Below are 19,888 nucleotides of genomic sequence, written 5' to 3'. Positions count from 1 at the left end.
CACCCCTTTTCAAGTCGTACAAAATATCTTTTTTAAGGCCTGTTTTAAAATTTTATTTGGATCGCTGCCGGACGGAATCTGGGCCCATTGCACAGTGCTACACTCGGCCGTTTATGTTCTTTCGCCAGGGTTCCAGCCAATGACCGCTTCCAAGTTCGCTTCGTCCGTTTCAGCCGCCGCACTCGCGCTGGCGCTGGCCTTTCCGGCACATGCCGACGTGCCCGCGCCCGTCGACCAGCCCTACCCCGGCACCATTGTGTTGAACGTCGATGCGACCGATCTGTCGCAGCAGGTCTTCCGCATGCACATGACGATCCCCGTGAAGCCCGGCCCGCTCACCCTGCTGTATCCGCAGTGGCTGCCCGCGAACCACGGCCCGAACGGCCCGATCACGCAGCTGGCGGGCCTGAAGTTCACGGCGAACGGCAAGCCCGTCGAATGGAAGCGCGACCCGGTGCACGTGTACGCGTTCCACCTGGACGTCCCCGAGGGCGCGACGAGCCTGGAGGCGGAATACCAGTACCTGTCGCCGCTGGAACCGGGCCAGGGCCGCATCACGATGACGGACGATATCCTTGGCGTGCAATGGATCTCGACGACCCTGTACCCGGCCGGCTACGTCGCGCGCGGCATCAACGTGCAGGCGAACCTGAAGCTGCCCGCGGGCTGGCAGTACGCCACCGCGCTGGAGACGGACAACCGCGCCGGCGACGACGTCCACTTCAAGGCAAGCGACCTGGAGACGCTGATGGATTCGCCGCTGTTCGCGGGCCGCTACAGCAAGCGCTTCGACCTCGACCCGGGCGGCAAGGTGCCCGTCCGCCTGAACGTGTTCGCCGACAATCCGGAAAGCCTGGAAGCGAAGCCCGAGCAGATCGCGGCGCACCGCGCGCTCGTGCAACAAGCGTATAAACTGTATGGTTCGTATCACTACGACCACTACGATTTCCTGTTCGCGCTGTCCGACGAATTCGGCGGCATCGGCCGCGAGCACCACCAGTCCAGCGAGAACGGCGTCAAGCCGGGCTATTTCACCGACTGGGCCAAGAGCGAGACCGGACGCGACCTGCTCCCGCATGAATACACGCACTCGTGGAACGGCAAGTTCCGCCGCCCGGCCGGCCAGAACGTCCCCAACTTCAACACCCCGATGGACAACGAGCTGCTGTGGGTGTACGAGGGCCAGACGCAGTACTGGGGCAACGTGCTGGCCGCGCGTTCCGGCCTCGTCTCGGCCGCCGGCGCGCGCGACGCGCTGGCCGCGAGCGCCGCGCGCTACGACAGCGTCGCGGGCCGTGCGTGGCGCGCCGTGCAGGACACGGTCTACGACCCGATCCTCAATGCGCGCCGCGGCCTGGGCTGGCCGAACTGGCAGCGCAGCGAGGATTACTACGTCGAGGGCATGCTGATCTGGCTGGACGTCGACACGCGCATCCGCGAACTCTCGGGCGACAGGCGCTCGCTGGACGATTTCGCGCGCGCCTTCTACAGCGTGAACAACGGCAGCCACCTGCCCGCGTTCTACACGTTCGACGACGTCGTGGCGACGCTCAATAAAGTCCAGCCGTACGACTGGGCGCCTTTCCTGCGCGCGAAGCTGGACGGCCACGGCCCCGGCGCCCCACTGGACGGCCTCGCCCGCGCCGGCTGGAAGCTGGTCTACACGGACACGCCGACGGACTACCTGAAGGGCGTGGACGACCGCAACAAGGTGCTGGACCTGACGTACTCGCTCGGCTTCACGGTCGCGCAGGACGGGGCCGTGCGCAACGTCGTGTGGGACGGCCCGGCTTTCCGCGCGGGCCTGGCCGCCAACACGACCGTCATGGCCGTGGGCGACCGCGTCTACAAGCCGGAACGCTTGACGTCCGCGATCAAGGATGCGAAGGACGGCAAGCCCATTCGCCTGCTCGTCAGGAAGGGCAACGTACTGCGCACGATTTCGCTCGACTACCGCGGCGGCCTGCGCTACCCGCGCCTGGAGCGTATCGAGGGTACGAAGGACCGTTTGACGACGATCTTCTCGGCCCTGAAATAAGTCATCAAACTGTCATATTTGCCCCGTAAGCTGGACCTGCCGACAACAACAAACAGGGGGGCAACATGAAGTGGATAATAGACAAACTGAGTGAACTGCGCGCCGCACGGCTGCGGCGCACCTCGCCCTGGCAGGCCGCACTGGCGGACCTGCCGGCGGGACTGGAAAGTCAATGGCGCGCGAGCGCGCCGCGCGAATACGAAGGCATCCCGACGGATGCCTTTTTTTATACCCGCGCGGCGGAAGGCCTGCTGCACTTCTTCGACGCGGTGCGGCACAGCGGCCGGCCCTGCGCCCTGCCGTCGGAAGCGGCGGACTCCGTGTGGCACGCGTGGCTGCGCTGGAACCCGGTATCGCTGGAGCGCTTCTGCGTACGCCACTTCGGCGCGGCGGTGCCGCACGTGGAACGGGCGGCGCTCGTCGGGAACGCCCTGCTGCACACGTTCGCGGCCTGCCGAGAACGCGACGGCATCCGGCCGCGCAGCATGCGCCTGCCCGCGCTGTTCGGCCTGGACGCGCAACTGCGCATGCCGGGCGGGCACGGTTACTGGAGCCGGGCCGGCGAGATCGTCCACGCGCGCCTGAACGAACGTGGCCGCGGCATGTGGCGCGCGCGGCCGCATCCGGAACTGGCGCTGACGGTGCTGTTTGCGGCGGGCGTCGTCGACCGGCACCTGCTGGCCGCCCACCTGGGCCGGCGTGAAGCCGGCGCCGACGGAAGTTCCTGCGGCGGCATTGCCTTCGCGGACGGTGGCGACGCCTGCGCCGATGGCGGCGGCGGCGACGGTGGATGCGACGGCGGCGGCAGCGGTTGCGGCAGCAGCTGCGGGGGCGGCTGCGGCGGCGACTAGGATGCGCGGATGATCGCCGCCAGCTCGTCGGCCACCTGGCGCCCCAGCAGATGGATGTGCCAGCCGTCGACGAAGCCGTGATGCGCCTGCACGGAGAACGGCAGTTGCAGGCCGTCCGGCCCGTCGCGGAAACGGCCCCACGCGAACGACGGAATGTCCGGCGCGGCGATGGACGCCATCGGATGCTGGATCGAGGTGAAATCGAGCCACGGCATGCAGGTGACGAACACCTGGTCCTTCGCGTCGCGCGGCGACATCGTGCGATATTTGACGTTCAGCACCGTCATGCTCGACGCCTCTTCCCGCGCCGCCTGGCCGCGCGCGACGAATTCGCGCACGTCGTCGGACCAGTCGAACTGCGCGAAATTCAGGTCGCCGTGCTGGTTCATCACGGTGAACGACGGCACGAGGCGGTCGATGCGGATGACCCTACCGTCCACGATACGGTAGCGGAAGTTCTCCACCTTCAGCACCGCGCGCAGCACCGCGCACAGCATCACGTGGAACGGTGCGAGGCCCTGCGCCTTGCACCACGGCCGGAAATCGGGCACGTCCAGCGTGAAGCACAGGTTGACCGCGGGGCTCTCCATGCGGTCGAAGAAGTCGAAGCGGTCGCGCCGCCGTTCGAACCCGATCATGCGCCGCTCCCGTCGAGATAGCGCGCGCTCCACGCCGAGATGACGCCGGCCACGTAGGCGGCATCCTCGCGCCGCGTGATCAGGTGGTCCATGCCGTCGAGCGAGATGAAACTCTTCGGATGCTGCGCCAGTTCGAAGATGCGGGTGGCGTTGTCCATGCTGACGGTGTCGTCCTGCGGCGCGTGCATCACGAGCAGCGCGCGGCCGAGGGTGGCGATCTTCTCGTGCAGCCGGTGCCGGCCGGCGTCCTCGACGAAGTGCTGGCGGATGTTGAAATCGCGCCCGGCCAGTTTTACCCGTGCCTCGCCCAGTTGCGCGATCGTGTCGAGGTGCTCGCCCAGCAGCGTGTTCACGACGTAGTGCGGATCGCTGGGCGCCGCGATCGTCACGATGGCCTTCGCTTCCGGCACGCGCTGGGCCGCCGCCAGCACGGCCGCGCCGCCCAGGCTGTGGCCGATCAGGAGCTGCGGCGCCGCGAACTTCGCGCGCATATAGTCGGCGGCCGCGACGAGGTCTTCGACGTTGGACGAAAAATTGGTGTCGGCAAAATCGCCGTGGCTGGCCCCGAGGCCGGCGAAGTCGAAGCGCAGCACGGCCACGCCCAGGCTCGCCAGGCCGCGCGAGATGAAGGTGGCGGCCAGTACGTCCTTGCTGCAGGTGAAGCAGTGGGCAAAGATGGCGTAGGCGCGCGGCGTGCCGGTGGGGGCGTCCAGCTTGGCGGAGAGCTTGCCGTGGGGGCCGGGAAAGTCGATACGTTCGGTGAGCATGATGGTTCCGTGTTCGTTGCAATCCGCATTGTGGAACAAGCCGGCAATCTTTGCTTGAAATCGCGTTCCGCGGGTGGAAATGCGTGAACTTTCGGGGCCGCGAAGGCGCTATGCTGGTGGCTTACCTGAAGGAGAACAACATGCGCCTCATCATCGCCCTGGTCCTGCCCTGGCTGACCTTTTTCACCGTCGGCCGCCCGATCGCCGGCATCATCTGCCTGATCCTGCAGATCACGCTGATCGGCTGGCTGCCGGCCACCATCTGGGCCGTGTATGCGCTCAGCCAGTTCAAGACCGACCAGAAGATCGAGCGGGCGCTGCGACAGCGGGCATGAACGTACCGGGGCGCCTCCTGCCGTTGCTGGTGCTGCTGACCGCCTGCGGGCAGCCGCTGGCGCCGCAGGCACCGTTGGTGCCTGCCTTGGCAACAGGCCCGGATACGTACCGCACGGCTGCGGCGTCCGGCACTGCCGTCTACGCAATCGACCCGGACGCCTCGCTGGTGGCCGTGACGGTACGCCGCGGCGGCCTGATGGCGCGGCTCGGGCATGACCACCTCGTGGCCAGCCACACCTTGACCGGCTATGCCGCGCCCGGCATGGGCCGTGCCGACGTCTCGTTCCGCCTCGACCAGCTCACGATCGACGAACCGCAACTGCTGCGCGACGCGGGCATCGGCACGTCGCCGTCGCCGGAAGCGGTCGAAGGCACGCGCAAGAACATGCTCGGCCCGGTGCTCGACGCCGAGCGCTATCCGGTCGTGACGCTGCATGCCGAGCTGCCGGCGGATGGCCGGCTGCGCGTCGCCATCACGCTGCACGGCACGACGCGCGGGCTGGAACTGCCGGCCGCGGTGCACGTCGATGCGGCGCAGGTGACGGCGAGCGGCACGGCGCGCCTGAAGCAGACCGATTTCGGCATCACGCCATTCGCCGTGGGCGCCGGGCTGCTGGCGGTGCAGGACGAGCTCGCGGTAAGCTTCAACATCGTCGCCCGGCGCTGGACCCCGCCTGTGAAATAAAAAACGCCGTGTTCCAAGGGAAGACGGCGAAAAGGACAACCATGCATCGATGCCGGTACCGCAGCGGCGGGACCCGATGGTCGCCGCCGCACAGGCCCGGGAAGCGTATCAACGTGTCTGGCCGGGGGTCTTGTTCGCGGGTTGGCGGGCCTGGTTGCCTTGCATATTGCCCTGGGCGCTGACTTTGCCGGCCGGACCTTCGGCCTCGACGCGGGCACTGGCTTCGTCACCGCCGCTTTGCAGGTTGCCCTGGTATTGTGCGCCGGCGTTGTTGCCGCGTGTGCCGTTGCCTTCGAACGGATCGCGGAAGCTCTTGATGGTTTCCTCCTGCTGGCGCAGGCTCTTGTCCGTTTCTTCGGCAGCGGCGCGGGTGACGTCGTCGGCCAGCACGCGGGCGGTACGTGACGTCTCCTGCACGTGCTGCTCGGCGACGCGCGTCAGGTCGACCTGGGTCGACGCGGCCAGCTGCGAAAGATGGTGGTGGTAAGCGCGCAGCTTGTCGGTAGCGGGCTGGGCATGCGCTGCCGCGACCGACATCGCGTCGGCCGGGCGATCGATCGTCAACAGGCGTTGGCCGGCATTGGCGGCTTCCTCGAACAGCGTCTGGTTCAACTGCATATTCAGTTGGCCGGCCTGCTGGAAGGCACGCGACATGACCTGGGACAGTTCGTTGAAGAAAGCGACTTGGGCGTCGATGTGCGAGCGGAGGGCGGGATTGACGGATTGCGGGAATGGATACATGGAGTACCTTTATTTAAAAAGTAAGTAACGGGAATGCGATGGGACGCCGGAGGGATGCGCCGAGGCGCGTGGCGTTCGATGGGCGGAGCAGCATGGCTGCCTCGAAGGATGACGATCGCTGAAGATCGCGTGCAAGTGGCTTACTATGCGCTCTTTTTGGCGCGCACGCCGGAAATCCGCAAATGTATTTTCGTGTAATGGGCGCCGGAAAGAGAAGTTTGAAATCGCCAAGGCGCCGCGCAAAACGCGTCAGCCGCCCGGCCTGGCGAGCCCGGGCGCATGCTGCGCATACGCGAGCGCGGCGGACAACAGGTCGTAGCGATACGGGCCATAACAATAGCGTCCGTGTTCGTACACGATGCCGTGCGCCACCATGTGCAGCCGTTCTTCCGGCGTCGGACCGGCCCATTGCTTCCACTGGCGCGGCGTCGTGTCTTCGCGAAAACCGGGCCTGTCCCGGTCCTGTCGTGCATACGCGAGCGCGTCCGCGATGCGCTCGTAGCTGTATTCCCGATAGTGATAGGCGCGGCCGTCGAACGAAATACCCAAAGCGGTTGCAGAGGGTGGCAGAACAGGTGATGCGTCCATGATGTCCTCACTGGAAAGGCGCGACGCCGGTGGCCGGGACGGCAAGATGCCACCCTGAAGATACACCAGGATGGCGCTTCACCCGGCACGTTACGCATTGCCCTGCCCGGGTGGGAATGCGTGAGCTTTCGGGAGCGTTGAGTTGCTATGCTGCGTGTTCCATTGAGGGAGGTTGCCGTGCGGTTCGCCATTGTCGAGGGTACGAAAAGCGTCGCCGGTCTGCTGTTCTGGTCGGCCGGACACGTCGTCAACGCCCTGGTCCTGCTGGCGGGCGGCATCTATGTCCTGTTCTGCGTCGCCTGGCTGCACGCGCCGTTGCTCGACGTGCTGCGCGTGACCGCCACGATGGCGCTGCCGGTCCTCGGGCTGGCCTGGCTGTGCCGCTGGGGCGGGCGGCGGTTGTGGAAACCCGCGCCCGCGCCCTCGCCCGTCAAGCGCGGATTGCTGGCCGTGGCCGGCATCGCCGTGGTCATCGCCTGCGGCACGATCGTCCGCACCGGCGTACGGGACTACCAGTGCAGCGTCGACCGGTCCCGGCACGCGGCCGGCACGCAGAAGGATGGTGTCGAGCGCGTGTGCGCGATCGATCTCGATCGTTACGACATCGGGTTCCAGTCGCTCGCGAGGGCCACCCGCAAGCTGGCGTTCCCGCCGGTCGACCTGACGCACACGCCGTTCGCGCAGTTCGAGAGCCTGGGCGGCCGGGCCGAATATGTCAACGACATCCCCTCGCGCCTGTACCGCGGCTTCCGCATGCCGGACGGGCACCAGGTCACGCTGTTCGAACACGACATGTCCGCCGACGGCAGCCGCAGCTGGCGCGATCCGAAAGACGAGCCGGAACGCATCAATGGCCTGCCGGCCAGGCTCGTCATCCTGGAAACCTCGTCAGGCAAGGCGGTCTCGGTGCTGTCCTGGTTCGAAGGCCGGCGCGGCTACCAGCTGTGGGTCGATGCCAACGTCGTGCGCGTCCCGTTGCGCGACCGGTTGTTCGCACTGGCGGCAGCGCTGCCGCGCGCCGTGCCGGCCTGCCCCAACGAGCCGCCGCGCCCACCGCTGCGCTTCGATGCGGACGGCAATCCTGTCGAGGAGCCGATGCCCCAGGTACTGACGCAGGCGCAAATGGATGCAATCGTGGACGGGAGCAAGCGGCCCTGCAAATGAGATCAGATCCTGACCCAGCGCCGCCCCGCGAGCGATGTGAACGCGACGAGGGTGATGGTGGCGGCCAGGTGCATCGCCAGGTCGAACAATTGCCCTGCCACCGGGTGACACAGCCCCAGCAGCATTTGCGACGTCGCCGCGATCCCCAGGCCCGCAACGGCCAGGCTACGGACCGGATGCAGCGAACGGGTACGCCGGATCGCGGCAACCATGATCGCGACCATCGGCAGGCCGACGACCATGAGGAAGGCGTAACAATAGATCCCGTCTCCGGCATGTCCGATCTTGTCCATCGAATTCGCCACACCGGTCAGGCCGATCAGTAACCAGGCGGCGGTCAGTGCGGCAAGGCCGCGCCAGTGCCTGATGCGTTGCCCGGCAATGCTGAGGGCAAAGGCTGTCCCGATGGCCAGCATCCCGAGACAGAACGACGCCACGACCCATAACCCTGCCCACAACGCGCCCGGGCTGGACCAGTCCGGGCGTGCCTGCGGCAGGATCCGGGAGGCGAGAAAGCCGCAGGGCAGCGCCACGAGCATCCATCCTGCCGCCCGGCGCCAGGACGGTGCGGTCCGCTTCACGGGATGCGCGTCGCGGCACAGCCGTTCGATCAGGGCATCGTGATTATTCATGGTCGGTTTCCTTGTTGCGGCGAAGTGTGGCGAAAGCGCGGTGCAGCAGGGACTTCACTGCCGCCAGCGTCGTGCTGCTGGCCGCCGCGGCGTCGGCGAGGCTCATGTCGGATAAATGGACAAGTTCAACCACCCGCCGTTGACGCGCGGGGAGACGGCTCAGCAAATGATCCACTTGCCGCTGCGCCTGCCCATCCGGGCTGGATTCGTCCGGATGCCCGAGCACGGCCTCGTCATCGCTCACCTCCCAATGTTCCCTGCGGCCGCGCGCACGCAGCGCGTCGATGGCGCGCGCGGCGACGATGGCGGACAGCCACGGCAAGAAGGGCCGATCGGGATCATAGGTGTGCCGGACCCGGTGGACGGTCAGCAGGACGTCCTGCACCACGTCTTCGACCAACGCATCGTCCTGATGGATTTTTCGTCGCACGAGCGCGCGGATGACGGGTACGATCGCCTTCAACAGGCGACAGTACGCCGCCTGGTCGCCGTCCTGGGCGCGGAGCATGAGCTGCGGCCATGCCGCTCTCGAAGCATCGTTCTCGGTTGCGTTGTTCAAGACTTGTTTGCCGAAGCCTTTTTCAAGGCGGACACCACGATATCCGGACTGAGCAGTTGCGGCAGCAGCACCGGTGCGCCCCCATCGGCCGGATACACGACGTACACGGGCAGTCCTCCCCGGCCGAACTGGTTGATGGCCTGGTCGATCTCCGGATTATATGTGGTGGAGTCGGCGACCATGTAGATCGTGTCCGTCCGGGCCAATGCCTCTTTCACGACCGTGGTGGATAACGCCGCGCGATCGTTGACCTGGCATGTGATGCACCAGGAAGCGGTGAAATTGACGAAGATCGGCTTGCCGTGTCCGCGCTGCGCAGCGACGGCGTGCGGTGTCCACGCGACCGGCGTCTCCGCGCGTGCCGGCCCGCCCCCGCCATCGCTCGTCGCCGGCAGGCCGGCCAGGGACACGCCCACGCCCGCGACAAGAAGCACGGCAAAGCCCAGCAGCGGCCGGTAACGCAATCCGGCAATCTGGCGCCGTTGTGCCAGGCCGTACACCCAGGCGGCCAATCCCAGTACCACGGCCGCCGCGAGCAGCGCGCCCAGTGCGGCGGAGCCTCCCTGCCGGTCGAGGACCCACGCCAGCCATGCCGCCGCGCCCAGCATCGGGAACGCCAGCACGTGCTTGAGCGTCGCCATCCACGCGCCGGGTTTCGGCAAGAGCCGCGCGCAGGCCGGTACGAGCGCCACGACGGTGAAAGGCGCGGCAAAGCCCAGCGCCAGCGCAAGAAAAATCGCCACGCCCTCGGCCGGCGGACGCAGCAGCGCGGCGCCGACGGCGCCCGCCATGAACGGCGCGGTGCACGGCGTCGCCACGACGATCGCCAGCGCACCGGTCAACGCGGCCCCGAGCGGCCCCGAGCGGGAGCCGGAGAGGTTACCGAGACGCTGCGCGGCAAGTCCGATCTCGAACACGCCCATCATGTTGAGCGCCAGGGCGAGCATGACGAGCGCCAGCGTGGCAATCAATACCGGCGACTGCAACTGGAAGCCCCACCCGACGGCGGCGCCACTGGCCCGTGCCGCCAACAGCGTGGCGCACAGCAGGAGCATGGTGACCACGACGCCTGCCAGGAACGCGAGTCCCTCCACCCGCGCCGCGCGCCGGTCGTGGACATGACGGATGAGGCCGAACGCTTTCAGCGAGATGACCGGAAAGACGCAGGGCATGAAGTTGAGAATCAGTCCGCCCAGGAAGGCGGCGGCCAGGGTTGCCGGCATGCTCGTGCTCATTTGGCCGCGTCATGCCATGCCTTGACGGCATCCATGGTTTTCCTGATGTGCTGTTCGGGGTTGGCATCCGTGTAGCTGAGCAGGATCTTGCCGTCGGGTGCGATGACGAACGAGGTGCGCTCGGACAGCAGGGTGCCGCCCTTGGTCTTGAACTGGGTCTGGTATTCCCCGGCCACCTTGGCGCCGGGATCGGCCGCCACCGCGAACTTGTCGCGGCATTCGAGTTTCGAAAACTCGGCGACGCGGTCGGCATTGCCCGCGGTAACGCCGATCACCGTCGCATTCAGCTTCCTGAAATCATCCGTCGCTTCGGCGAACGCATGCGCTTCCAGCGTGCAGCCCTGCGTGAATGCGGCGGGGAAGAAATACAGCACGACAGGCCCCTGGCGCAATGCTTGCGCCAGCGAGAACGTCATCGGCTTGCCGGCAAGCGCGGCCTGTAATCGGAAATCGGGGGCTTTCGCGCCTTCCGGCAAGGCGGCAAGCGCATGGGATGCCGAAAATGCCAGGATGGTTGCCGCTTGTGCCAGATAGGTGCCGAATCGTGCCATTGTGAACTCCTTGAAAAGTTGGTTGGCGATCCTCTGATCGCCCTACTCCCCAGTTCGCCGACGGCAGCCTGAAAGTTGCGGTCCACCATAAAAAATTTTTCTCACCCGAACAACCCGTGCAAGAACCACTTCGGCCCATCCTCCCCCATGCCGATCCGCTCCCGATACACCCAGTACAGCGTGTGATCGAGTCCCTCGGCGATGAAGTAGTCGCGCGTCTCCGGCCCATCCCACCAGCCGGCCTCGATACGCTCCGGATTCGACGCCATCCGCAGCGGTGAGCCATAGAACGGCCGGTGATCGCGCATCAGCAGCGCGATCGGCCGCGCCAGCAGCCATGTGGGACGCGGCAGGCTCAGGACGTCGGGCGGCAGTTGCGCGTTGCGGGCCTTGGCGCTGACCTTTTGCTGCACCGGCACCCAGACGTTGGCCTGTTCCGGGCGGTAGTCGGCCAGCGGCAGCGGTTGCAGGACGTTTTCCGGGCCCAGGCGCGCGGCCAGCAGTTCCAGCATGCGCATGCGGTCTTCCTCGCTGCCGCCCGGCTCGGGGAACAGCGACGCGTTCGGCGGCGCCATCGGCCGCACCTGCAGCGCTTCCAGCGCGAGGCCGATCACGGGCGCCTCCAGCGTCAGCCGGCCCAGGCGTTCCTTCAGCAGGCGCACGAGGTGCTCGTCGCGCCACGTCGGCTCGGCCAGCACGACCTCGACGCCGGTCGGCGGGCGCGCGACCCGGCCCCGCTCGTGCTCCAGCTGCAGGGTGATGCGCTCCACCGCCAGCTGGCGCGCGCACAGCCACCCCGTCAGCTGCAGCAGCAGGCATTGCGCGCCCGCCAGCAGCAGGTCGGCGTCGTCGATGCGGTCGTACAGTTCCAGGCGCGCGCGGAAGGTTTCCGGCGGAGATATCCACTCGTACAGTTCCGGCACGAGGCCGTAGGCGGCGTCGAGCAGGTCGAGCAGCTCGCGGCCGCAGCGCCGCTGCAGGCCGGGGCGCGGCAGGCGGCGCAGGTCGCCCAGCGTGTGGCAGCCGATGCCGTCGAACCACGCGGCGTACGGCCGCGCCGGCGGCATCAGGAGTACGGCCAGCCGGTCGAGCCGGCGCAGCAGCGCTTCCATGCGCACGGCGCGGCCCGCGCTCGCGCGCGCCAGCAGCCACGCGCCGCGCGCGGTGGGCGCGCACGCGAGCGAGGCCGTGAAGCCCAGCGCGCGCACGTTGGCGCGCACGCGCCGGCACAGCGCGCGGATGCCGCCGAACAGGCGCAGGCTGGCGCCCACGTCCATCAGCAGGGTCGATTCCTCCCCTTCCGCGACCTGCGGCGTGTATTGCAGCAGGGCCAGCGCCACCGCCTGGCGCGCGTCCGCCTCCAGCGCCGGCGCGCGCTCGTGGATGCGCGCGTCCGGCAGCAGCATCAGCACGCCGCCGCGGCGCATGCCGGTGCGCACGCCGGCGTCCTGCGCGTATGGCGAGGCCACCAGCACGCGCTCCTGCTCGAGGACGACGCTGCCCGTGTCAGTGGACCAGCTCGGTGTGAACACCTCCAGCGGCAACCGGGGCAGGTGCAGTGCGATCCACAGGCGCATGGCGATTGGGCAGGTAAGAGGTCAAGGGAAGGAACAGCGTCGCGTCACGCTGCGGCCCGCGGCGTTTGACGAAACCGATCTCGATGCCGCCCGCCTGCGGCCGCAGGGACAGGCGCAGCGGCGCCGGCGAGGCGTCCTGCCCGGCCGCCAGCGGGCGCATCATGAAGAACAGGGTTTCCCCCGCCTGCGCGGCCAGGTGCAGGCGGCGCAGGTTTTCGGCGCGGATATTGTTCTGCCAAAACAGCAGCGCCCCGCAACTGCCGCTGCGCAAGACCTGTTCCGCGGCCCACAACGCGTCCGCGGTGCGGGTCGCGCGCAGCCAGATCAGTTGCGAGGGCGGCACCCCGAGCGCGGCCATGGCCAGCGCCTGGGGCGGATGCGGCGGCTGCAGCAGCACGATGCGCCGCTGCGCCACCGCCGCCAGCGCGGGACGCAGCAGGCGCATCTCGCCGATGCCGGGCTGTTGCAGCAGCAGGTCGACGAGCGTGCCCGTCGGCCAACCGCCGCCCGGCAACTGGGCGGACAGCGTGGGATGGCCGGTATCGATGCAGCGCGTGTCGCTACGCGCCAGCTGCGAGGCAAGCCAGAGCGACGGATGCAAGGATTCCGGCGCTGCAGATATTGAACCTGAGCAATTCATGTATGATGCGAAGAAATACTGTATAAACATACAGTACTATTCTCATCAGGTTTTGGCAAGGTTAATCTTCTTGAATTAGAGGACGAGGCGTGTCCTCTCGATGGAAGGCTCAGGCGCCGATGGCCTGGCGCCTGAGATACTGAACAACGGGATCCAGCTCAGGCAGCGGCGGCGCGAATTTGCAAGCCTGCGCTGCCGAAGTCCAAGGGTAGCCCGCGCGCTGGAGCCACGGAAATACCAGACTGGCCGTGCTCGGCGGAAGCACCACCATGGCATGGATGGAAATCACGAGCGCGCTGGCCAAACGCGGCGATCCGGAACTGAACGTCCAGTCGTAGGCGCCGCATCCGACGCGGGTGTTCTTCGTGTCCTTCTCTGTCATTCCGACGAGCCACGCGCAGCAGAAAGCATCGGCAGCTTCCGGCGGGCGCGCCAGATAGAAAGAGTAGATGTTCTCGTAGGTCTTGTTGAACTGCGTGACCAGCGTATCGGCGATGGCGCCGCGCCCTTGCGTGACTGTCGGGAACGTGATGTTGCTGCAACTATTGTCGATGTGGAGCGATGCATCGGATGTGAAAACGCGGTCCAGCAAACAGGGGCGATTTTCATCCTTGGCATGAAAGTAGTTTCGCAGGACGACTTCGGGCGTAAGCAAGGGAGAAGGAGACATGGTGCATCCGGTATGATGGAAATACATGCTGCATGGTCATACAGCATGTATTTCCATCGGGTTTTGGCAAGCTTAATCGTCTTGAATGCCTACGCAATCAAAACGCATGCCGTATCCCCACATCGACCGCCCCGTTCCCCGATCCCCCTTCGATGGCGCTGCCCACCGTATAGCTGGCGCCATGCCGGTTCACGATGTGCGAGATCGAGGTGTACAGCTCGGTCCGGCGCGACAGCGCATAGCGGTAGCCCAGCGCATACTGGCTCGCATCCTGGTCGAGCGCGCCGCGGTCGTCCTTGTGGATCCACGACACCATCCACGTGTGCGGGCCGGACGGGATCGTCGCGCCGAGCAGCACGTCGCGGCTGTCGCTCGATGCGACCGGCGTGACGGGCCGGCCGTACGGGTTCGCCGTGTTGCGCAGCAGGGAACTGTTCAGGCCCTTGTCGACGCCGTACGCGACGTGCGCCTTCACGACGCCGAAGTCGTAGACCGCGGCCAGCACCGTGTTCTTCGCGCTGCCCGCATTTTTGATTGCCGCGGTGTCGTTGTTGCGGTTGTGGTAGCCGAGCCGCACGCGCAGCGGGCCGCTGGTGTAGTCGAGCGCACCGCCGAACTGGCGGCCGGCTGCACTGTCTCCCGTCACCTCGCCGGCGCCATACACCAGTTCCGCGCTCACGCCGCCGATGGCGGGCGATACGTATTTCAGCGAGTTGTCCATGCGGCTGGCCGAGTTGCCGGTCGGGGCCATCAGGTTCTTCGAATCGCCCGCGTAGCCGGAGGCGAACGGATCGGCCATCACCACCGTCAGGTATTGCGGCGTGTACTGGCGGCCCGCCGTCAGCGTGCCGAAGCCGCCCTGCAGCCCCGCATATGCCTGGCGCCCGAACAGCAGCCCGCCCTGCCCCAGCGCGCCGGTGTCGGCCTGGAAGCCGCTCTCCAGCAAAAAGATGGCGGCGATGCCGTTCCCCAGTTCTTCGCGGCCCTTGAAGCCGAGCCGCGAGCCGGCGCCCACGCCGCTCGTGAGCTTGGTGACGTCGCCGCCGCTGCCGCCCGTTTCCCGGACGAGCGCGACGTCGACCAGGCCATACACGCTGACCGACGCGCCATCCGCGGCGACGGCATTCATGCAGAGCGCGCCCAGCGCGCCGGCACACAGGATTGTTTTCATCGTTGTCCCTTTCTCGTTGTGGTTATTCGTAGTTCGCGGCCGGCGCATACCCGCCGCCGCCTGGCGTCTCGACGACGAACACGTCGCCCGGCTGCACCTCCGTCGTCGCCACGAAGCCGAGTTCCTCGACCCTGCCGCCGGCGCGCACGACGTAGTTGCGGCCGCACTTGCCGGGCTCTCCGCCCGCCATGCCGAACGGCGGGACGATGCGGTTGTTCGACAGAATCGAGGCCGTCATCGGCGCGAGGAAGCGGATCCTGCGCACGCCGCCATTGCCGCCATGCCAGCGTCCGCGGCCACCGGAGTCGTGCGCGATTTCGTAGCTGTCCAGGCGCACCGGATAGCGCCATTCGAGCACCTCCGGATCCGTCAGGCGCGAGTTCGTCATGTTGGTCTGGACGACGTCGGTGCCATTGAAACCCTCGCCCGCGCCCGAGCCGCCCGCGATGGTTTCGTAGTACTGGTAGTCCGCATTCCCGAACGTGAAATTGTTCATCGTGCCGGGCGACGACGCCTGCACGCCGAGCGCGCCGTACAGGGCGTTCGTGATGCAGCTCGACGTCTCCACGTTACCCGAGACGACGGCCGCCGGATAGCGCGGATTGAGCATCGACCCTGCCGGGATGATCACGTTCAGCGGCTTCAGGCAGCCCGCGTTGAGCGGTATGTCGTTGTCGACGAGCGTGCGGAACACGTACAGCACGGCCGCCATGCAGATCGAGCTCGGGGCATTGAAATTGTTGTCGAGCTGGGGCGACGTGCCGGTGAAGTCGATGTCGGCCGTGCGCGCCGCGTGGTCCACGCGGATCGCCACCTTGATCTCGGCGCCGTTGTCCAGGCGGTACGTGTAGCTGCCGTCCGTGAGCGCGCCGACGACGCGGCGCACGGCTTCCTCGGCATTGTCCTGCACGTGCCGCATGTAGGCCTGCACGACGTCGAGCCCGAACTGGTCGACCATCTTCAGCAGTTCCTCGACGCCCTTCTGGTTCGCGGCCACCTGCGCCTGCAGGTCGGCGATGTTCTGCGCCACGTTGCGGCACGGGTAGTCGCCCGACCGCAGCAGCGCCATCGTCTCGCGTTCCAGGAAGCGGCCTTCGCGCACCAGCTGGAAGTTGTCGATCAGGACGCCCTCTTCCTCGACCCTGCGGCTGTTCGCCGGCATCGACCCGGGCGCGATGCCGCCCACGTCCGCATGGTGGCCGCGCGACGCCACGTAGAACAGGATGTCCTTCCCTGCCCGGTCGAACACGGGCGTGATCACGGTGATGTCCGGCAGGTGCGTGCCGCCGTGGTACGGGTCGTTGAGCATGTAGACGTCGCCCGCGCGCATGCGGCCGCGGTTCGCTTCGATCACGGTGCGGATGCTCGCGCCCATCGATCCCAGGTGGACGGGGATGTGCGGCGCGTTGGCGATCAGGTTGCCCTCGGCGTCGAACAGCGCGCACGAGAAGTCCAGGCGCTCCTTGATGTTCACCGACACCGCCGTGTTCTGCAGGCGCAGGCCCATCTGCTCGGCAATGCTCATGAACAGGTTGTTGAAGACTTCGAGCATGACCGGATCGGCCTCGGTGCCGATGGCCTTGCGGCGCGCGCGCGGCGCCACGCGCTGAAGCACGAGGTTGTCGTCCGCCGTGACTTCCGCGATCCAGCCCGGTTCGACCACGTTGGTGCCGTTCGCCTCGACGATGATCGCGGGGCCCGCGATGCGGTCGCCAGGCCGCGTCTGCGCGCGCAGGTACAGCGCGCTGTCGTGCCACTCGCCGCCCGAATACACGGCCACCGTCTCGTGCGGTGCCAGCGGCGCGGTGCGCGGTGCGGGATCGGCGGCGTGCGCGCTGCCGGCGTCCGTGGCGCCGATCGCTTCCACCGAGATCGCCTCGATGACGATCGCCTTGTCAGGCATGAGGAACGAATAACGCTTGCCGTACGCTTCCTCGAACTGCACCTGCATCGAGGCCACGCTGTCGTGCTGCACGATGATGACGGAATCCGTGCCTTCGTAGCGCAGGTGCGCCCGCTTGACGACGCGCACGGCATCAAGCGCGATGCCCTGCGCCAGCAGTTCATCGGTCGCTTCCCGCGCCAGCGCATCGAGCGCGGCGCGCACCGCGCCGGTCGTGTCGTCGGACAGCGCCGTTTCCATGGTCCGCTCGCGCATCGCCGTCTGGCTCGCGAGGCCCATGCCGTACGCGGACAGCACGCCGGCGAACGGGTGGGCGAAGATGCGGGTCATGCCGAGGGCGTCGGCCACCAGGCACGCGTGCTGGCCGCCGGCGCCGCCGAACGTGGCCAGCGTGTATTCCGTCACGTCGTGGCCGCGCTGCACCGAGATGAACTTGATGGCGTTGGCCATGCTGCCGACCGCAATCTCCAGGAAGCCTTCGGCCACCTCTTCCGGCGTGCGGCGCTGGCCCGTCTCGCGTTCGATGCGCGCGGCGATCTCCGAGAATTTTTCGCGCACGATGGCCGCGTCCAGCGGCTCGTCCGCGTGCGGGCCGAACACCGCCGGGAAGTGCGCGGGCTGGATCTTGCCGAGCATGACGTTGCAGTCGGTGACCGTGAGCGGACCGCCGCGGCGGTAGCTGGCCGGGCCGGGATTCGCGCCCGCGCTGTCCGGGCCGACGCGCAGGCGGCTGCCGTCGAAGTGCAGCACCGAACCGCCGCCCGCCGCCACCGTGTGGATGCTCATCATCGGCGCGCGCATCCGCACGCCGGCCACCTGCGTCTCGAATTCGCGTTCCAGTTCGCCCGCGTAGTGCGACACGTCGGTGGACGTGCCGCCCATGTCGAAGCCGATCAGCTTGTCGAAGCCGGCCTTGCGTGCCGTACCGACCATGCCGACGATGCCGCCGGCGGGACCGGACAGGATCGAGTCCTTGCCCTGGAAGCGGTGCGCGCCCGTCAGGCCGCCATTGCTCTGCATGAACAGCAGGCGCACGCCTTCCATCTCGGCCGCGACCTGGTCCACATAGCGGCGCAGGATCGGCGACAGGTACGCATCGACGACCGTCGTGTCGCCGCGCGAGACGAGCTTCATCATCGGGCTGACCTGGTGCGAGACGGACACCTGCGTGAAGCCGGTTTCCGCCGCGATGGCGGCAATCGTGCGCTCGTGATCGGGGTAGCGGTAGCCGTGCATCAGCACGATCGCGACGGAGCGGAAGCCGGCGGCATGCAAGTCGGCCAGTTGCATACGTACGGCAGCCGTATAGAGCGGCACGATCACGTCGCCGTGCGCGCCCACGCGCTCGTCGACTTCGACGACGCGTTCGTACAGCAGCTGCGGCAGCACGGGATGGCGGTCGAACAGGCGCGGACGGTTCTGGTAGGCGATGCGCAGCGCGTCCCTGAACCCTTTGGTGATCAGCAGCGCGGTGCGCTCGCCCTTGCGCTCCAGCAGGGCGTTCGTCGCCACCGTCGTGCCCATCTTGACGGCTTCCACGAGGTCGGGCGTGATCGGCGCGTCGGGCGCGATGCCGAGCAGGCGGCGGATGCCGGCGACGGCGGCGTCGCGGTACTGCTCGGGATTTTCGGACAGCAGCTTGGCCGTCACCAGCGCGCCGTCCGGCTTGCGCGCGACGATGTCGGTGAACGTGCCGCCGCGGTCGATCCAGAATTGCCAGCGCTGGCGCGGCGTGTTGTCGTGGTTGGTCTGTGGGTACATGGTCTTGCCTCTTCAAGAATCGGGGGGCGCACAGGCACAGCGGTGCCCTCGTGCGCCGCGCGCGATATCGTCGTGTGTGAAATCAGGGAAGGATCAGGATTCGAGGCGCTTGCCGCGGGTCTCGGGCAGGGTCAGCGCGGCCAGGACCATGATCCCGTAGGCGCCGGCCGCGAACAGGCCGATGGCGTGGCCCAGCGGGACCGTCTGGCCGACCGCGCCGATCGCGAACGGGAACAGCGAACCGATCGCGCGCCCCATGCTGTAGCAGAAACCCTGGCCCGAACCGCGCATGCGGGTCGGGAACAGCTCGGTCAGGAACGCGCCCATGCCGCTGAAGACGCCGGAGACGAGGAAGCCGAGCGGGAAGCCGAGCAGCAGCATCACGTTATCGGTGACCGGGAGCCGGGTGTAGGCCAGCGCGATCGCCAGCGAGCCGACCGCGAACAGGATGAAGTTGCGCTTGCGGCCCAGGCGGTCCGTCAGGTAGGCGCTGACGATGTAGCCGACGTACGAGCCGGCGATGACCATCGCCAGGTAGCCGCCGGTGCCCAGCACCGTCAGGTGGCGTTCCGTCTTCAGGAACGTGGGCAGCCAGGTCGTGATCGCGTAGTAGCCGCCCTGCGCGCCGGTCGTCAGCAGCACGGCGCGCACGGTCGTCGACAGCATCTGCGGCGAGAAGATCTCGGTGAACTTCGCCTGCTCCGCTTGTGCGCCGCGGCGCTGCTCGGCCAGGAACACGTCCGGCTCTTCCACGAAGCGGCGGATGTAGATGACGAAGATGGCGGGGAGGATCCCCAGCAGGAACAGCGAGCGCCACGCCAGTTCGGGGGGCAGCAGCGAGAACATCAGCGCGTACAGCAGCGCCGAGACGCCCCAGCCGAGGGCCCATCCGGCCTGCACCATGCCGACCGCCTTGCCGCGGTCCTTCGCGCGGATGACCTCACCCATCAGGATCGCGCCGGCCGTCCATTCGCCGCCCATGCCGAAGCCCATCAGGCCGCGCGTCACGAGCAGCTGGTCGAAGGTCTGGGCAAAGCCGCTCAGCACCGTGAACAGCGCGAACCACAGGATCGTCAGCTGCAGCGTCTTCACGCGGCCGATGCGGTCCGACAGGATGCCGGCCAGCCAGCCGCCGAGCGACGACGTGAGCAGCGTGACGGTGCCGATCAGGCCGGCGTCGCCTTTCGACAGGCCCCAGGTCGCGATCAGCGTGGGAATGACGAAGCTGAGGAATTGCGTGTCCATCGCGTCCAGCGCGTAGCCGACCTTGCAGCCGATGAAGGTGCGGCGCTCCGTTTTCGTGAGCTGGCGCAGCCAGCCGAAATGGCTCGTATCCTCCGCGCGCTCCTGCGCGAGTTCTTGTGTGTTCATGTCGTCTCCG

At 67.4% G+C, this 19,888-nt stretch carries 19 protein-coding genes; 5 read left to right on the top strand and 14 right to left on the bottom strand.

All coding sequences use genetic code 11. The features are described from left to right. Nucleotides 1-139: 139 nt before the first annotated feature. Together ACEN9G_RS19845 and ACEN9G_RS19840 are read left to right on the top strand one after the other, a co-directional pair. Nucleotides 140-2,038, top strand: a complete 1,899-nt coding sequence (locus ACEN9G_RS19845; protein ID WP_483126876.1) for a M61 family metallopeptidase — start codon at nt 140-142, stop codon at nt 2,036-2,038. Nucleotides 2,039-2,103: 65 nt separating this feature from the next. After that, nucleotides 2,104-2,889 carry a UCP032817 domain-containing protein gene (locus ACEN9G_RS19840; RefSeq protein WP_495605445.1) on the top strand — a complete coding sequence of 262 codons (786 nt, stop codon included), beginning with the start codon at nt 2,104-2,106 and terminating at the stop codon, nt 2,887-2,889. Here the strand turns inward: ACEN9G_RS19840 and ACEN9G_RS19835 are convergent. Both ACEN9G_RS19835 and ACEN9G_RS19830 read right to left on the bottom strand, forming a co-directional pair. Next, on the bottom strand, nt 2,886-3,527 hold the full coding sequence (locus ACEN9G_RS19835) for a CatA-like O-acetyltransferase (RefSeq protein WP_483126874.1): 642 nt from the start codon (nt 3,525-3,527) through the stop codon (nt 2,886-2,888). The two genes, ACEN9G_RS19840 and ACEN9G_RS19835, sit on opposite strands and share 4 nt — an antisense overlap. Beyond that, nucleotides 3,524-4,294: an alpha/beta hydrolase family protein gene (locus tag ACEN9G_RS19830; protein WP_413341830.1), complete on the bottom strand. Its 771-nt coding sequence runs from the start codon at nt 4,292-4,294 to the stop codon at nt 3,524-3,526. The genes ACEN9G_RS19835 and ACEN9G_RS19830 overlap by 4 nt, the downstream gene beginning before the upstream one ends. Before the next feature lie 140 nt (nt 4,295-4,434). On the opposite strand from ACEN9G_RS19830, the gene ACEN9G_RS19825 reads away from it, so the two are divergent. Both ACEN9G_RS19825 and ACEN9G_RS19820 read left to right on the top strand, forming a co-directional pair. Further along, nucleotides 4,435-4,629, top strand: a complete 195-nt coding sequence (locus tag ACEN9G_RS19825; protein WP_413341828.1) for a YqaE/Pmp3 family membrane protein — start codon at nt 4,435-4,437, stop codon at nt 4,627-4,629. Continuing rightward, complete coding sequence (locus tag ACEN9G_RS19820; protein WP_413341826.1) at nt 4,626-5,315, top strand: YceI family protein; 690 nt, start codon at nt 4,626-4,628, stop codon at nt 5,313-5,315. Before ACEN9G_RS19825 ends, ACEN9G_RS19820 begins: the two co-directional genes overlap by 4 nt. A gap of 108 nt (nt 5,316-5,423) precedes the next feature. On the opposite strand, the gene ACEN9G_RS19815 is transcribed toward ACEN9G_RS19820, so the two are convergent. Both ACEN9G_RS19815 and ACEN9G_RS19810 read right to left on the bottom strand, forming a co-directional pair. After that, on the bottom strand, nt 5,424-6,056 hold the full coding sequence (locus ACEN9G_RS19815; protein ID WP_413341825.1) for a phasin family protein: 633 nt from the start codon (nt 6,054-6,056) through the stop codon (nt 5,424-5,426). A 249-nt stretch (nt 6,057-6,305) separates the two neighbouring features. After that, on the bottom strand, nt 6,306-6,605 hold the full coding sequence (locus tag ACEN9G_RS19810) for a hypothetical protein (RefSeq protein WP_413341823.1): 300 nt from the start codon (nt 6,603-6,605) through the stop codon (nt 6,306-6,308). Between the two features lie 216 nt (nt 6,606-6,821). Here ACEN9G_RS19810 and ACEN9G_RS19805 point away from each other — a divergent pair, with 216 nt between their 5' ends. Then, the gene (locus ACEN9G_RS19805) at nt 6,822-7,808 is read left to right on the top strand and encodes a hypothetical protein (protein ID WP_413341821.1); all 987 of its coding nucleotides are present in this window, start codon (nt 6,822-6,824) and stop codon (nt 7,806-7,808) included. Between the two features lie 2 nt (nt 7,809-7,810). Here ACEN9G_RS19805 and ACEN9G_RS19800 read toward each other — a convergent pair whose 3' ends face one another. The 10 genes from ACEN9G_RS19800 to ACEN9G_RS19755 form a co-directional block, all read right to left on the bottom strand. After that, the gene (locus tag ACEN9G_RS19800; protein ID WP_413341820.1) at nt 7,811-8,440 is read right to left on the bottom strand and encodes an NrsF family protein; all 630 of its coding nucleotides are present in this window, start codon (nt 8,438-8,440) and stop codon (nt 7,811-7,813) included. Next, a complete protein-coding gene (locus tag ACEN9G_RS19795) occupies nt 8,433-8,999 on the bottom strand; it encodes a sigma-70 family RNA polymerase sigma factor (protein ID WP_413341818.1) in 567 nt (188 codons plus the stop codon). The genes ACEN9G_RS19800 and ACEN9G_RS19795 overlap by 8 nt, the downstream gene beginning before the upstream one ends. After that, nucleotides 8,996-10,171, bottom strand: a complete 1,176-nt coding sequence (locus tag ACEN9G_RS19790; RefSeq protein WP_495605444.1) for a protein-disulfide reductase DsbD family protein — start codon at nt 10,169-10,171, stop codon at nt 8,996-8,998. Before ACEN9G_RS19790 ends, ACEN9G_RS19795 begins: the two co-directional genes overlap by 4 nt. 59 nt (nt 10,172-10,230) lie before the next feature. Next, nucleotides 10,231-10,785 (bottom strand): peroxiredoxin, encoded by a 555-nt coding sequence (locus ACEN9G_RS19785; protein WP_056136532.1) that lies wholly within the window; start codon nt 10,783-10,785, stop codon nt 10,231-10,233. A 101-nt stretch (nt 10,786-10,886) separates the two neighbouring features. Continuing rightward, the gene (locus ACEN9G_RS19780) at nt 10,887-12,362 is read right to left on the bottom strand and encodes a Y-family DNA polymerase (RefSeq protein ID WP_483126873.1); all 1,476 of its coding nucleotides are present in this window, start codon (nt 12,360-12,362) and stop codon (nt 10,887-10,889) included. After that, nucleotides 12,292-13,002: a translesion DNA synthesis-associated protein ImuA gene (gene imuA / locus ACEN9G_RS19775; RefSeq protein ID WP_483126872.1), complete on the bottom strand. Its 711-nt coding sequence runs from the start codon at nt 13,000-13,002 to the stop codon at nt 12,292-12,294. Before imuA ends, ACEN9G_RS19780 begins: the two co-directional genes overlap by 71 nt. A 109-nt stretch (nt 13,003-13,111) precedes the next feature. Continuing rightward, on the bottom strand, nt 13,112-13,672 hold the full coding sequence (locus ACEN9G_RS19770; protein WP_413340495.1) for a hypothetical protein: 561 nt from the start codon (nt 13,670-13,672) through the stop codon (nt 13,112-13,114). A 97-nt stretch (nt 13,673-13,769) separates the two neighbouring features. After that, nucleotides 13,770-14,843, bottom strand: coding sequence for a porin (locus ACEN9G_RS19765; protein WP_413340493.1), 1,074 nt, complete (start codon nt 14,841-14,843; stop codon nt 13,770-13,772). 22 nt (nt 14,844-14,865) lie between these two features. Then, nucleotides 14,866-18,507 carry a hydantoinase B/oxoprolinase family protein gene (locus tag ACEN9G_RS19760; RefSeq protein WP_413340491.1) on the bottom strand — a complete coding sequence of 1,214 codons (3,642 nt, stop codon included), beginning with the start codon at nt 18,505-18,507 and terminating at the stop codon, nt 14,866-14,868. Between the two features lie 93 nt (nt 18,508-18,600). Then, complete coding sequence (locus ACEN9G_RS19755; protein WP_413340489.1) at nt 18,601-19,878, bottom strand: MFS transporter; 1,278 nt, start codon at nt 19,876-19,878, stop codon at nt 18,601-18,603. Nucleotides 19,879-19,888: the final 10 nt, after the last annotated feature.

Source organism: Massilia sp. Masssp94 (genome assembly GCF_059491305.1).
This window is presented reverse-complemented; position numbering and strand designations above follow the sequence as displayed.

Bases quoted from the DNA above. Each gene is read 5' to 3' on its own strand.
- ACEN9G_RS19785 (WP_056136532.1), bottom strand. From the start codon at position 10,785: ATGGCACGATTCGGCACCTATCTGGCACAAGCGGCAACCATCCTGGCA.
- ACEN9G_RS19765 (WP_413340493.1), bottom strand. From the start codon at position 14,843: ATGAAAACAATCCTGTGTGCCGGCGCGCTGGGCGCGCTCTGCATGAAT.
- ACEN9G_RS19760 (WP_413340491.1), bottom strand. From the start codon at position 18,507: ATGTACCCACAGACCAACCACGACAACACGCCGCGCCAGCGCTGGCAA.
- ACEN9G_RS19840 (WP_495605445.1), top strand. From the start codon at position 2,104: ATGAAGTGGATAATAGACAAACTGAGTGAACTGCGCGCCGCACGGCTG.
- ACEN9G_RS19830 (WP_413341830.1), bottom strand. From the start codon at position 4,294: ATGCTCACCGAACGTATCGACTTTCCCGGCCCCCACGGCAAGCTCTCC.
- ACEN9G_RS19800 (WP_413341820.1), bottom strand. From the start codon at position 8,440: ATGAATAATCACGATGCCCTGATCGAACGGCTGTGCCGCGACGCGCAT.
- ACEN9G_RS19770 (WP_413340495.1), bottom strand. From the start codon at position 13,672: ATGTCTCCTTCTCCCTTGCTTACGCCCGAAGTCGTCCTGCGAAACTAC.
- ACEN9G_RS19790 (WP_495605444.1), bottom strand. From the start codon at position 10,171: ATGCCCTGCGTCTTTCCGGTCATCTCGCTGAAAGCGTTCGGCCTCATC.
- ACEN9G_RS19755 (WP_413340489.1), bottom strand. From the start codon at position 19,878: ATGAACACACAAGAACTCGCGCAGGAGCGCGCGGAGGATACGAGCCAT.
- imuA (WP_483126872.1), bottom strand. From the start codon at position 13,002: ATGAATTGCTCAGGTTCAATATCTGCAGCGCCGGAATCCTTGCATCCG.
- ACEN9G_RS19780 (WP_483126873.1), bottom strand. From the start codon at position 12,362: ATGCGCCTGTGGATCGCACTGCACCTGCCCCGGTTGCCGCTGGAGGTG.
- ACEN9G_RS19815 (WP_413341825.1), bottom strand. From the start codon at position 6,056: ATGTATCCATTCCCGCAATCCGTCAATCCCGCCCTCCGCTCGCACATC.
- ACEN9G_RS19845 (WP_483126876.1), top strand. From the start codon at position 140: ATGACCGCTTCCAAGTTCGCTTCGTCCGTTTCAGCCGCCGCACTCGCG.
- ACEN9G_RS19835 (WP_483126874.1), bottom strand. From the start codon at position 3,527: ATGATCGGGTTCGAACGGCGGCGCGACCGCTTCGACTTCTTCGACCGC.
- ACEN9G_RS19825 (WP_413341828.1), top strand. From the start codon at position 4,435: ATGCGCCTCATCATCGCCCTGGTCCTGCCCTGGCTGACCTTTTTCACC.
- ACEN9G_RS19820 (WP_413341826.1), top strand. From the start codon at position 4,626: ATGAACGTACCGGGGCGCCTCCTGCCGTTGCTGGTGCTGCTGACCGCC.